Genomic DNA, 12,984 nt, shown 5'->3' with positions numbered 1-12,984 from the left:
TTCTCCAGGTCTTCCGCCTGCACGTAGGCGGCGAGGCCGTACTCGGTGTCGTTGCCGATATCGATGGCCTGCTCGACATTGTCGTAGCCGAGGATGGAGATCACCGGACCGAAGATCTCTTCCTTGGCGATGGTCATGTCGTTGGTGACGTTCGCGAAGACGGTGGGCTTCACGTAGTAGCCCTTGTCCAGCCCGTCGGGCCGGCCCGTGCCGCCGATCACGAGGGTGGCGCCCTCGTCGATGCCGGCCTGGATCAGCTTCTGGATCTTGTCGAACTGCACCTTGGAGACGACGGGGCCGAGCTGGCTGTTGCCGTTCGGGTCGCCGACCGTGACGCCGGCGGCGGTTTCCCGCGCCACCGCGATCGCCTCGTCCATCCGCGTCTTCGGCACGAGCATGCGGGTGGGCGCGTTACAGGACTGGCCCGAGTTGGTCATCATGGTGGCGACGCCACGGCCCACGCCCTTCGCGAAGGCGCTGTCGTCGAGGACGATGTTCGGGCTCTTGCCGCCCAGTTCCTGGGCCACGCGCTTGACGGTCGGGGCGGCCGCCTTGGCCACCTCGATGCCGGCGCGGGTGGAGCCGGTGAACGACACCATGTCGACGTCCGGGTGGCTGGAGATCGCCGCGCCCACCGTCGGCCCGTCGCCATGCACCAGGTTGAACACGCCGGCCGGGACGCCCGCCGCATGCATGATCTCGGCGAAGATGTGCCCGCTGAAGGGCGCCACTTCCGAAGGCTTCAGCACCATGGTGCAGCCCGTGGCGATGGCCGGGGCGACCTTGCAGACGATCTGGTTCAGCGGCCAGTTCCAGGGGGTGATGAAGCCGCAGACGCCGATCGGCTCCTTGACGATCATCGTCGGGCCGCGGTCTTCCTCGAACTTGAAGGCCTTCAGGACCTCGGTGGTGGTGGCCAGGTGGGCCATGCCGATCGGCACCTGTGCGCGCTGGGCCAGCGAGGCCGGGGCGCCCATTTCCTCGGTCACCGCGGTGGCGAGGTCGCCGAAGCGCTTCTGGTACTCGGCCAGGATGCGGCCCAGGACTTCCAGGCGCTCTTCGCGGCTGGTCTGGCTCCAGCCGTCGAACGCCTTGCGGGCGGCCTTGCAGGCGGCGTCCACGTCGGCGGCGGAGCCCATCGCGATCTTGCCGGCGACCTGTTCGGTGGCGGGGTTCTCGACGTCGAGCGTCTTGAGGCCGCCCACCGGGTCGACCCATTTTCCGTCGATGTAGAATTTGAGGTACTCGCGCATGACGTCCTCCGTCTTTCTCGTTTGGGGGGATCGAGGCGCGCGCACGCCCCACCCGTCAAACGCTCATTTTAGTGATCGGCGTTAAGGTGGGAAGCCCCCCACGTCGCGGAAGCGCGCGAAGTTGCGCGTTTCGACCGAAGCCTTGCGGCCCAGGAACCTTGCGGCGGCGGGCGGCGGTCGCTAAAGCCCGGACCGACAGTTCCCGGAGGCCCGCATGAGCGGCATCTACATGATCCTCGCGTTCCTCGCCGTCATGGCGGCGCTGAACTTCTTCGAGTTCGGCCGCCTCGACTGAGGCGACCCATCCCGTGGCCGGCCGCGGCGCAGCACTGGTGACGGGCGGCGCGCGGCGGATCGGCCGCGTGCTGGCGGCGACCGCCGCCGAGGCCGGCTATGACGTCGCCATCCACGTCCGCGCCGTCGACGACGACGCGGAGGCGGCCGCGGGCGAGGTCCGCGCCCGGGGCCGCAAGGCCCGCATCGTCACCTGCGACCTGCGCAAGGAAAGCGAAACCGTCGCCCTGGTCGGCGAGGCCGAGGGCGAGCTCGGCCCGGTCACGCTGCTGGTCAACTGCGCCTCGGTGTTCGAGGAAGACGCCTTCGCCGACATGAACCGCGCCAGTTGGGACCTCCACATGGAGACCAACCTGCGCGCGCCGCTGGTGCTGAGCCAGGTGTTCGCCCGGCGGCTGCCCGCCGACCGCGAGGGCCAGATCGTCAACGTGCTGGACCAGCGGGTCCTGAGGCCCGGCGCCCACTTCTTCTCCTACACGCTGTCGAAGACCGCGCTCTGGGACGCGACCCGCATGCTGGCGCAGGCGCTGGCGCCGCGCATCCGCGTGAACGGCATCGGGCCGGGGCCGACCCTGCCCTCGATCCACCAGGACCAGGCGGCGTTCGACGCCGAGGTGGCGAGCACCCCGATGCGGCGCCCCTCGTCGCCGGACCAGATCGCAGCGGCCCTGCGCTACCTGATCGACGCCCGGGCCGTGACCGGCCAGATGATCGCCGTCGACTCGGGCCAGCACCTCTCATGACCCCCGCCCCGGGAGATCTGACCGCCAGCAAGGTGTTCGTGACCGGCCTCAAGGTGCAGGCCCAGATCGGCGTCTACCGTCACGAGATCGGCCGCGTGCAGCCGCTGATCGTCGACGTCGAACTCGACGTCCCCACCAACGCGTCGGACCGGCTCGTCGAGACCGTCAACTACGAGACCATCCTGCAGGCCGCGCAGGATCTCGCCGGCGGCGGTCACATCGACCTCGTGGAGACCTTCGCCCACCGGCTGGCGGAAGCGTGTCTCCGGGACGTCCGCGTCACGCGCGCCCGCGTCCGGATCGAGAAGCCGCTGGCGCTGGCGCCGCATGCCGTCGGCGCCGGCGTGGAGATCGTGCTCGCCCGGGGCTGAAGCCGGGTGTCCAATTTGTAACGCAGTTACATCTTCCACCCGCCGACCGCTGGGGCCATCTCTTTGCGTGGGAGCCCGATTTCCGGGCGTGGAGGACCAAAGAACCTACGATGACCGACCTTTATCGCACCGAAGACAAGACGATGCCCGCGGTGTGCTACGCGCTCTACCTGCTGGGCTTCGCCACCGCCGGCCTGACCGCAATCATCGGCGCCGTCATCGCCCACGCGCAGCAGGGGACCGCCGGTCCTGAGATGCGCACCCACTACACTTACCTGATCCGCACCTTCTGGGGCTTCCTGCTGCTGACGGTCGCCTCGCTCGTCGTCGCCGTGGTGTTCTGGGTGGTCGGCCTGCCGCTGACGATCATCGGCATCGGCTTCGCCTTCTGGGGCCTGGCCGGCCTGATCTGCGCGGTCCCCGCCGTCTGGTTCGGCGTCCGCTGCATCGTCGGCCTGGTCTACCTGAGCCGCGGCGAGCCCCACCCGCGCCCGTACGCGGTGCTGGCGTAACGGCCAAAGGCGTCATCGCCCTGCGCGAGCCGGGCGATGCGCTTGTCTAATCAAGCGTCGACGAGTTCCCGCCGCACGAGGCGGGCGTAGTCGTCCATCAGGCTGAGCGAGATGTTGCCCGGCCGGAACCGGTACTCGCCGATCTCGGCCACGGGCGTGACCTCGGCCGCCGAGCCCACCACGAAGCATTCAGAGAAGGTCGAGAGCTCCTCGGGCTTGATGTGGCGCTCGATCACCTCGAAGCCCTTCTTCCTCGCGATCTTGATCACCGTCTGACGGGTGATGCCGTTCAGGAAGCAGTCGGGCGTCGGCGTGTGGATCACGCCGTCCTTGATGAAGAACACGTTCGAGCCGGTGCTCTCGGCGATGTAGCCCCGGTAGTCGAGCATCATCGCGTCGGTGTAGCCTTCCTTCTCCGCGGCGTGCTTGGAGATGGTGCAGATCATGTAGAGGCCGGTGGCCTTCGCATGGACGGGCTCGGTTTCCGGGCTCGGGCGCTTGTACTTCGCCCAGGTGAGACGGATGCCCTTGGCCTTCTCCTCGGGGGAGAAGTAGGACGGCCAGTCCCAGCAGGCGACCGCGACGTGGATCTTCGTGTTCTGGGCCGAGACCCCGATCATCTCCGAGCCGCGCCAGGCGATCGGGCGGATGTAGGCGTCGGTCAGGCCGTTCCTGGCGCAGACGTCCTTGCAGGCCTGGTCGATCTCGGCCACCGTGAACGGGATTTCGAAGTCCAGGATCTCCGCGGACTTGAACAGTCGCTCGGTATGCGCCGTCAGCTCGAAGATCTCTCCGCCATACATCCGCTCACCTTCGAACACGGCCGACGCGTAGTGCAGGCCGTGGGTGAGTACGTGAACCTTCGCCTCGCGCCAGGCCACGAACTGGCCGTCCAGCCAGATCCATCCGTCGCGGTCATCGAAGGGAACGAGAGACATTTGCGGAGTACCTCCTTTCGCAGGGGTTCCTTGAACCCGCCGTTCGCGGCCACGTCAAACGAATTGACCCCGGCAAGGGCCACCCGCGCATGAGTGGCCCCGCCGATCCGCGCCTGATCCTGCATGAGGACGAGCTCGACGCCGGGCTCGAACTGATGCTGCTGGCGGAGGCTTCGCTGTGGGCCGCGGTCGACCAGGGGCTGGCGGCAGAGGGCCTCGGGCTTGGCCGGTCGCACTGGCGCGCGGCCTTCCTGCTGCGCCGCCGCCCGGGCATCGGCGTGCAGGAGCTGGCCCACCTCACCAGCCTCTCCAAGCAGGCCACGAGCCGCATCCTAGTCGACCTCGAAGGCAAGGGGCTGGTCGAGAAGCAGGCCGACGACCTGGACGGCCGGCGGCGGAGCGCCGCACTCACCGCGCGGGGCGCCGCGTTCGAGGCGGCGATCGGCGAGCGCCTGCGCAACGTGCTGTCGCGGGCCTACCGCACGGGCGGACTGGACGGGGTGGCAGGCGCGCGCGCCATACTGGCGGCGATGGCCGGGGCGCGGACGCGGCGTCCGGGTCCTGGCGGAGGACGCCCATGAGCTTCTCGGACGCGCCGCCGCGCACCCGGCACCTGCTGGTGGTCGACGACGACGACCGCATCCGCGACCTGCTGAAGGAATACCTGACCCGCGCCGGCTTCCGCGTGACGGCCGCGGCGGGCGGCGCCCCGGCGCGGCGGCTGCTCTCGACCCTGGACTTCGACCTCGCCGTCTTCGACGTGATGATGCCGGGCGAGGACGGCTTCTCGCTGACCCGCTGGCTGCGCGACCAACGGGGCGTGTCCGGCCGGACGCCGGTGCTGATGCTGACCGCCAAGACCGAGTCCGCCGACCGGATCGAGGGCCTGAAGCTGGGCGCCGACGACTACCTCGGCAAGCCGTTCGAGCCCGAGGAGCTGCTCCTGCGCATCGAAGCGATCCTGCGCCGCGCCGCAGACGCCCGACCACAGCCGGCGGGCGGGTCGCTGTCGCTGGGCCGCTGCGCCTTCGACGCCGATCGGGGCGAACTCACCAACGCCGGCGAGCCCGTGCGCCTGACCGAGGCCGAGGTCGCGTTGCTGCGCCAGCTCGCCCGCACCCCGCATGAGGCGGTGGACCGCCTGGAACTGGCCCGCGGCTCGGTCGACCCGTCCGGCCGCGCCGTCGACGTGCAGGTGACGCGGCTGCGGCGCAAGATCGAGGACGACCCCAAGGCCCCGCGCTACCTGCAGACCGTCCGCGGCGTCGGCTACCGCCTGGCGCCGGACTAGATGACCGTGCCTGAGGCTCGCCCCCTCCAGCACCCCCGCTGCGCAGAGAAGGTAGGATGAAGCTCCCCTCCTCCGGCAAGGTGCTGGTGCGCTGGCTGAAGCGCCGGCTGCCGGCGACGCTGTTCGCGCGTTCGCTGCTGATCATCGTGCTGCCGGTGGCGCTCATGCAGATCGCCGTCACCTACGTGTTCTTCGACGCTCACTGGCAGACGGTGACGGCGCGGCTCTCGGAGGGCCTGGCCGGCGACATCGCCTGGGCTGTGGAAACCTACAAGGACGACCCTGGCCCGGAGAGCTTCGCCAGGCTCTCGCAGCGGGCCGAGGATTCCATGGGCCTCTCCATCGCCCTGCAGCCGGGGCGCCGGCTGCCGCTCAAGCGGCGCGATCCGCCGGTGCTGCTGGAAGCCTTCTTCGCGCCGATAGACCGGTCGCTGGACCGCGCGCTGTCGGAGCGGCTGGACGCCCCCTTCTGGTTCGACACCACCCGCTACCCGGCCTACGTCGACATCCGCGTGGGCGTGCAGGGCGGCGTGATGCGGGTGCTGGCGCCGCGCGAGCGGGCCTTCGCGACCCAGGGCCACATCTTCGTCCTCTGGATGACGGTGGCCACGGTGCTGCTGACGGCCGTCGCCCTGCTCTTCATCCGCAACCAGGTGCGCGCCATCGAGCGGCTGGCCAGCGCCGCCGAGGCGTTCGGGCGGGGTCATGACGCGCCCGCGTTCAAGCCGCACGGCGCGCGGGAGGTGCGGGCAGCCGCCAACGCCTTCCTCGACATGCGCGGCCGCATCCAGCGCCACATCGAGCAGCGCACCGCCCTGCTCGCCTCGGTCAGCCACGACCTGCGCACGCCGCTGACCCGCCTGAAGCTGGCGCTGGCGCTGTCCGAGCCCAACAAGCGCACGGCCGAGATGAAGCGCGATCTCGCCGAGATGGAGCACATGGTCGACGAGTACCTCGCCTTTGCCCGTGGCGAGGGCGGCGAGGCGGCCGAGACGCTGCGCCTGCGGCCGCTGATCGAGGCGGTGAGCGAGGGCGCGCGCGCGCTGGGGGCGCAGGTGACGGTGCGGGCCGATCCGGACCTCGAGGCCACCGCGCGGCCCAATGCGCTGAAGCGGGCGCTGGCCAACCTGGTGCTGAACGCGGCCGCCCACGGCGAACGTGTGGAAGTATCGGCGCAGCGCGTGTCCGGCGCCGCCGTCGAGATCACCGTGGACGACGATGGGCCGGGCATCCCCGCCGAGCAGCACGAGGAGGCGTTCAAGGCCTTCGCCCGCCTCGACGCGAGCCGCAACCAGAACACCAAGGGCGTCGGCCTAGGTCTCGCCATCGCCCGCGACGTGGCCCGCGGGCACGGCGGCGACATCACGCTGGACCGCTCGCCGCTGGGCGGCCTGCGCGCCGTCGTCCGGCTCCCGGGCTAGTCGTGAGGTCTCAGCAGGTGGCAGCGGACGTCCGCCCGCCCGCTAGTCTCCGAACCGGTAGGTCAGCGTGGCATAGACAGTGCGCGGTCGCCCTGGCGCGCCGAACGTCGAGTTCAGCGCCTGAATGTTGACGATCTGATTGAAGTAGCGGTCGTTCGCCAGGTTCTTGACCACCAGCGCGGCCTCCCAACGGCCCCGGTCGGGGACGTAGCGCAGCGAGGCGTTGAGGAAGTTGCGCGATCGCAGCTTGATCTCGCCGTTGTTTTCGATGCCGGAGTACTGGCTGTCCACATAGCTCCAGTCGAGGCGTGCGATGGCGCGGCCCTGGTCGGCCACCTTGGCGGTCGCTGTCACCCCAAGGTTCCCGGTCCATTCGGGCGAGAAGGGCAATTCAGAAGCGGCCGTAATGCCATACGCACCGGAGAGCACGCGTCCGCCGAGCACCGAGCGGATATCCGAGTCCAGATAGCCTACGGCGCCGTCGACTCGCAGCCAGTCGGTCAGCCGCCCGTCGAACTCCACCTCCACGCCCTGGATGCGGGCCTGCGCCAGGTTGAGGATCGTGGAGGCCTGCGAAATCTGCAGCGCCGGCGGCACCGTCGCATCCACCTGCAGGTCGCGGTAGTCGGTGCGGAACGCGGCCACGTTCAGGCGCAGGCGGTTGTCGAAGAACTGGTTCTTCGATCCGATCTCATAGGCCTTCACGGTCTCGGGGTCGTACGAAGGCAGGATCGCCGGCAGCACGCCGAGGAAACGCGCCGCGTAGCCGCCGTCGCGGAACCCTTCGGAATAGGTGGCGTAGACGTAGGACGCCTCGTTCGGCTTCCAGCCCAGAGTGGCGGTCGGATTGACCTTGTCGAACTTCTTGGCGCCCCGGTACGGGCCATCCACCGCGCCCGTCGGCAGGATGTTCTTGATCTTGAAGCGCTTGGTGCTCTCGGTGTAGCGCGCGCCGGCCGTGACGCTGATCGCATCGGTGAGGCGCCACGTCGCCTGCCCGTAGACCGCGTGCGAGTGGTTGTCGATGTTGCGGTAGATGTCCTGCGCCAGCGCACCCGGATTGGTCGTCGCGTTGAACGCCGTGATCACCTGATTGTAGATGCGTTCGAGCCCGCGCTCCTCGAAATAGTAATAGCCGACGACGTAGTCGAGTTTGTCTCCGGCCGTCGACCCGACCAGTTGCAGCTCTTGCGAGAACTGATTCTGTGAGAACTCTGGGTGGCTATTGGCGAACAGCAGGTATGGCGTGAAGTCCACGTCGTTGTAAGTGACCGCGTTGAAATCGCGGTAAGCCGATATCGCCTTGAACTGGCCGATTGGGGTCTTGGCCGTGATGGTGGCGCTGATCCCGTTCGTGTCGAGCTGGTTGTTCGGATCAACCTTGGCGCCGAAGCGGTCGGTGAAGACAGCGTTGGACGCGAACCTCGACCCTGGCAGCCACACGGGTCCGAAGCACTTGGGGTTCGTGGCCTGGCCGGCGGTGGTGCGGCAAGCGGCGTCACCCGAGAGCGCGAGGCTGTTGTTGAAGGCGGTGTTGAACGGACCGGTGCCTGTCGTTCCCACCGGAAGCAGGTTGTTCAGGCGGATCGGCACGACCGCGCTGGTGGTGTTGTGATTGCGGGCCATGTCGCCGGCGATCTCGAAACCGATCTTGTCGGTCACGTCGAATTTCATCTTGAAGCGGGCGCCCTTCACATCGTCCTCGCCCAGCTTCAGGTCCTTGTACTGCAGGGCTTTCACGAAGCCGTCCTGATGCCGATAGAAAGCCCCCAGGCTCAGGCGCATCCGGTCGGAGATAGGGAGGTTGATGTTTCCCGAAAGCTCGCGGTAGTCGTTCTGACCGCCGCCGGCTTTCAGGGTCCCGCCGAACTGTTCGCTCGGCGACTTCGTCATCACGTTGATGGCGCCGCCGATGGTGTTTCGGCCGAAGAGCGTGTTCTGCGGTCCACGGAGCACCTCGACGCGCTCGATATCGACCAGATCCATAAGCGCGCCGATCGACCGGCCCACGTAGACGCCATCGAAGTAGATGCCAACGGCGGGGTCGATGTTGATCGTGAAGTCCCGCTGGCCGATGCCGCGGATGAACACCGCCGTGGCGCCCGACAGGCCCGAGGTCGGCTGGCTGGCGGAGAAGTGGACGTTGGGCGCGATCGTCTCGATGACGGTCAGGTCCACCGCGCCGCGGGCCTGCAACTGCGCCCCGCCCACGGCCGTAATCGCGATCGGCGTGTCCTGGAGGTTCTCCTCGCGCTTGCGGGCGGTGACGACCACCTCTTCGACGGCGAGGTCGCCCTTCTCGGCGGCGGGCTTGTCGGCAGCGCGCGAGACGCTCGGCGTCGCAACGGCGCCGGCGGACAGCGCCATGGCGAGCGCGAGCGACAGGCGATACGGCGATCTTGTCGTCAAGGACATCCTCTCTCCCCCTGGCGGCCGGCGGACCGTGAAGGCCCGCTTCTTCGACAGCCCGCCGCAGGGGCGGCAGGCTGGCCGCTCATCTCGTGCTGTCTCGACGGACAGCTTCGTTAGAAAGCTATGCTTTAGCCGAATTTTGTCAATTAAGCTGACGAACAATTCGTCAGGTACATTGACTAACTGGTCCTGCGCGCGGAACTTCGCCGTCGCTTAGCGGCAGGGGGCGCGGATGACGGACTGTCACCTTCGGGACGTGGCGGCTCGGCTGTGGCGACGGGCGGCGCTCTGGGCGGTGCTGACGGTCCCGCTGCTGAGCTGCTCGGTGGACCATCCACCCGCGGCGCCGGCTTCCGTGGCCCGTGAGGCGCCCTGCGCGGGCGCCGAGACCGGCCTGAAGCACGTCTACTGGGGCGACCTGCACGTCCACACGGCCTATTCGCTGGACGCCTATGGCTACGGCACGCTGCAGACTCCCGCCGACGCCTTCCGCTTCGGCAAGGGTCAACGCGTCCAGCTATCCTCCGGGCCGGTTCAGTTGGCGCGTCCGCTGGACTTCATGGCGGTGACCGATCACGCCGAATGGCTGGACGTGATGTACATCTGCAGCGACCCCACCTTCTCGGACAATCCGGTCTGCAAGGACATCCGCGCGAAGAGCAGCCCGAGCACCGGCGCGCGGATCTTCCGCGACTATGTCAACCCGACCATCACCCTGGACGCGCCCCAGCCCACGCAACTGTGCCGCGAGGACCCCAAGCAATGCGAGGTTGCGCGGGACGGCCAGTGGGCGCGGGTGCAGAGCCAGGCCAACAGCGCGAACGAACCCTGCCGTTTCACCGCCTTTGTCGGCTTCGAATGGTCGGGCACGCCCGGCGCGGCGCACAACCACCGCAATGTCATCTTCCGGAGCGAGAAGGTCACGCCGATCCCGGTCGACTACATTCGCTATCCCCGCGCCGCCCAGTTGTGGGACGCCCTGAGCCGCCTGTGCCGCCCCGAGGACGGATGCGACGCCGTCGCCATTCCGCACAACATGGACATGGGAGACGGCCTGAGCTTCGATGTCGAGACCGAGGACGAGAGCGAACTCGCCCTGCGCGCGCGCTATGAGCGGCTGGTCGAGGTGATCCAGGAAAAGGGCGCCAGCGAGTGCCTGCCGCCCTACGGCGAACGGCTGACCAGCAAGGACTGCACGTTCGAGGCCTATGTCACTTCTCACGGCCGGCCGAAACCCGCCGCCGATTTCACGGAGGCGGAGTGGGAGAAGGCCCGATCGACCTATGCCCGCGGCCTGCTGCGGCGCGGCCTGCTGGCCCGGGCCAAGACGGGGCGCAACCCGCTGCAGGTGGGCTTTGTCGGATCGACCGACACCCATACCGGCCTCGGCGGCTTCGTCGACGAGAACGAATGGCAGGGCACGGTGTTCGGCCTCGGCGACTTCGATCGCAACATGAGCCGCCTGGACTTCAACCCCGGCGGCGTGGTCGGCGTCTGGGCGGAACAGAACACCCGCGCCGCCATCTTCGACGCGCTGCGTCGCCGCGAGGTGTACGCCAGCAGCGGGCCGCGGATCGCGCTTCGCTTCCACGCCGCCTCCACCGCGACGGCGCTGAACTGCAGCCCCACGGACGGGCGCAACCTCCGCGCCGCGACGCCCATGGGCGGGATGCTGCCTGGCCGTACGCCCACGCCGGCCTTCCGCGTGGAGGCCATCGCCGACCAGACGCCCATCGACCGCATCGAGATCGTCAAGGGCTCCACCCGCGCGGATGGAGGCTTCGACGAGCGAGTCGAGGCCATCTGGACACGAGGCAAGGGCGAAGGAATTCGCGCCTGCGCAGTCTGGCGAGACCCCGCCTTCGACGCCCGCCAGTCTGCCTACTGGTACGCGCGGGTGATCCAGGCGCCGACGCCGCGCTGGTCGGCGGTGCAGTGCCGCAAGGCCGGACGCTGCGCCGAGTTCCCGGGGGCCGACCGCATGGTCGAGGAGCGCGCCTGGGCGTCCCCGATCTGGTACGCGCCGGGCTGAGCCATGACCTGGACCGCCTCAGCCGTGACGCAGGATGTGTGGGAAGGACAGCAGGATGGCAGATGACCGGCCGGCGCAGCGCGAGGCGGACCGCCGTATCCCCGCAGGCGGCGACTGGCTCAGCCGCGCCGAACTCGATGCGTTGACGCCCGCGGAACTGGTGGCGCGCGCGTGGAAGCTGAAGCCGCTGCTGGCCGCCCACGCCGCGGAGGCCGAGAGCCTGCGCCGTCCGGTGGACAGCGTCTGGCAGGCGCTGCGGGACAGCGGGATCTTCTACCACTTCGTGCCCAAGGCCTATGGCGGGCTCGAGTTCGATCTCGACACCTTCATCGACGTCATCCTGCCGCTGGGCGAGGGCTGTGCGTCCACCTGCTGGGTGGCCTCGTTCTGCGTCGAGCACAATTGGATGCTCGCGCAGTTTTCCAAGGCGGCCCAGGACGAGATCTTCGGCGGGGGCTGGCCCTATGTGATCGCTCCCGGCGTCACGATGCCGCCCGGCCGCGCCGAGCCCGCGCCGGGGGGCTATCGCCTGACCGGGCGCTGGCGCTGGGGCACCGGGGTGATGCACGCCGACTGGATCCTGGCCACGGGGATGATCCCGGGCGAAGCGCCGCCGCGGATGCTGTTCTTCGCATTCCCGGCCGCCGACGCCCAGGTGATCGACACCTGGCAGATGGACGGCATGGCCGGCACCGGCTCGAACGACATCGCCACTCACGAACTCTTCGTCCCGGAACACCGGGTGATCGACATGGGACTGATGCGCGAGGGGTGCGCACCCGGTGCGGCGTTGCATGAGAATCCGCTGTTCCGCATGCCGATGCTGCCCTTCCTCGGCATCACGGCGGCGATCCCGGCGGTCGGCCTCGCCCGTTCGGCGGTGGCGACGTTTCGCGAGCGGCTCGACGTGCGCATCCTGCACGGGACCACGACGAAGCAGGGCGAGAAGCCCGCGGCGCAGATGCGTCTGGCGCGCGCCGACATGGAGGCCCGTGCGGCCGAAGCGCTGCTGCGCGACGCCGCGCGCCAGGTGATGGCCCTGGCGGGCCAGGGCCGCCCCTCCACGGCCGAACAGCGCATCCATCTTCGCGTCCAGATCGCCTGGGTGATGGAGGCGTGCCGCCGCGCCATCCGCGAGGTCTGCGAAGGGTCAGGCTCGAGCGCGCACGCGCTGGACAATCCGCTGCAGCGCGCACTCCGCGACGTGAACGTGATGGCCAGCCACGTCGTCTACGATATGGACCTGGCGCTGGAGCTTCAGGGCCGCGCCCTGGTCGGCCTGCCGCCCAATACCGCCTTGACCTGAGCCGGCCGCTCGGGGTTCGGCGGAGCCTCGACCCCGGGTGGCTGGCCCCAGTCGCGGGCCAGCGCCGCGGTCAACCCCTGAAAGTCGACCTCGCCGATCCGCGAGCGCAGTTCCGACTCCAAGTGCTGCAACACCTGGAAGGCGGCGTCGCGCAGGGGGATCGCGGATGTTCCGAAGGTGACGATCTGGGCGCGCCCGTCCTGCGGATCCGGGCCGACCTCCAACAGGCCCTTCGCCGCCAGTTCGGCCACCATCTGGCTGATATACTGCCGACTGACACCCAGGTTCTCCGCCAGACGCGAGGGACGGTGGACGCCGGCCGAGACGTTCGCGAACAGGAGGGACTGCGCGCGCGAAACCGGAGACCAGCCAGCCGCTTTCAGCGCGGCCTGCAGCGCTTCGTCGAACCAG

Annotated in this window: 12 protein-coding genes; 8 read left to right on the top strand and 4 right to left on the bottom strand. The window is 69.0% G+C overall.

Annotation, left to right across the window (positions count from 1 at the left end; translation table 11 throughout):
• On the bottom strand, window positions 1-1,253 hold a 1,253-nt coding region (locus JNL41_RS16960), incomplete at its 3' end, for an aldehyde dehydrogenase family protein (RefSeq protein ID WP_293477001.1).
• Between the two features lie 308 nt (window positions 1,254-1,561).
• Between JNL41_RS16960 and JNL41_RS16955 the strand changes: the two genes are divergently transcribed.
• From JNL41_RS16955 to JNL41_RS16945, 3 genes are all read left to right on the top strand, one after another.
• Window positions 1,562-2,290, top strand: coding sequence for an SDR family oxidoreductase (locus JNL41_RS16955; RefSeq protein ID WP_293477000.1), 729 nt, complete (start codon window positions 1,562-1,564; stop codon window positions 2,288-2,290).
• A complete protein-coding gene (gene folB, locus JNL41_RS16950) occupies window positions 2,287-2,661 on the top strand; it encodes a dihydroneopterin aldolase (protein ID WP_293476999.1) in 375 nt (124 codons plus the stop codon). Before JNL41_RS16955 ends, folB begins: the two co-directional genes overlap by 4 nt.
• A gap of 110 nt (window positions 2,662-2,771) precedes the next feature.
• Entirely contained in the window at window positions 2,772-3,173 is a 402-nt protein-coding gene (locus JNL41_RS16945; protein WP_293476997.1) for a hypothetical protein, read from the top strand.
• Window positions 3,174-3,223: 50 nt separating this feature from the next.
• Here the strand turns inward: JNL41_RS16945 and JNL41_RS16940 are convergent, their stop codons facing one another.
• Window positions 3,224-4,111, bottom strand: coding sequence for a branched-chain amino acid aminotransferase (locus tag JNL41_RS16940; protein WP_293476995.1), 888 nt, complete (start codon window positions 4,109-4,111; stop codon window positions 3,224-3,226).
• Between the two features lie 89 nt (window positions 4,112-4,200).
• On the opposite strand from JNL41_RS16940, the gene JNL41_RS16935 reads away from it, so the two are divergent.
• From JNL41_RS16935 to JNL41_RS16925, 3 genes are read left to right on the top strand one after another with little or no spacing between them, the layout of a single operon-like run.
• Complete coding sequence (locus JNL41_RS16935) at window positions 4,201-4,692, top strand: MarR family transcriptional regulator (protein ID WP_293476993.1); 492 nt, start codon at window positions 4,201-4,203, stop codon at window positions 4,690-4,692.
• Window positions 4,689-5,402, top strand: coding sequence for a response regulator transcription factor (locus JNL41_RS16930; RefSeq protein ID WP_293476991.1), 714 nt, complete (start codon window positions 4,689-4,691; stop codon window positions 5,400-5,402). Before JNL41_RS16935 ends, JNL41_RS16930 begins: the two co-directional genes overlap by 4 nt.
• Window positions 5,403-5,458: 56 nt before the next feature.
• Entirely contained in the window at window positions 5,459-6,823 is a 1,365-nt protein-coding gene (locus JNL41_RS16925) for an ATP-binding protein (RefSeq protein WP_293476989.1), read from the top strand.
• 42 nt (window positions 6,824-6,865) lie between these two features.
• Here the strand turns inward: JNL41_RS16925 and JNL41_RS16920 are convergent, their stop codons facing one another.
• On the bottom strand, window positions 6,866-9,397 hold the full coding sequence (locus JNL41_RS16920; RefSeq protein ID WP_293476988.1) for a TonB-dependent receptor: 2,532 nt from the start codon (window positions 9,395-9,397) through the stop codon (window positions 6,866-6,868).
• Window positions 9,398-9,467: 70 nt separating this feature from the next.
• Here JNL41_RS16920 and JNL41_RS16915 point away from each other — a divergent pair, with 70 nt between their 5' ends.
• Together JNL41_RS16915 and JNL41_RS16910 are read left to right on the top strand one after the other, a co-directional pair.
• Window positions 9,468-11,267, top strand: coding sequence for a DUF3604 domain-containing protein (locus JNL41_RS16915; RefSeq protein WP_293476987.1), 1,800 nt, complete (start codon window positions 9,468-9,470; stop codon window positions 11,265-11,267).
• Between the two features lie 55 nt (window positions 11,268-11,322).
• Window positions 11,323-12,573, top strand: a complete 1,251-nt coding sequence (locus tag JNL41_RS16910) for an acyl-CoA dehydrogenase family protein (protein WP_293476985.1) — start codon at window positions 11,323-11,325, stop codon at window positions 12,571-12,573.
• Here the strand turns inward: JNL41_RS16910 and JNL41_RS16905 are convergent.
• Window positions 12,525-12,984, bottom strand: a 460-nt coding sequence (locus JNL41_RS16905; RefSeq protein ID WP_293476983.1) for a helix-turn-helix domain-containing protein, incomplete at its 5' end; no start/stop codon positions are given. The two genes, JNL41_RS16910 and JNL41_RS16905, sit on opposite strands and share 49 nt — an antisense overlap.

Source organism: Phenylobacterium sp. (genome assembly GCF_016793285.1).
Taxonomy (GTDB): domain Bacteria; phylum Pseudomonadota; class Alphaproteobacteria; order Caulobacterales; family Caulobacteraceae; genus Phenylobacterium.
The sequence above is the reverse complement of the archived record's forward strand: the minus strand, read 5'-3'. Positions and strand labels throughout refer to the sequence as shown.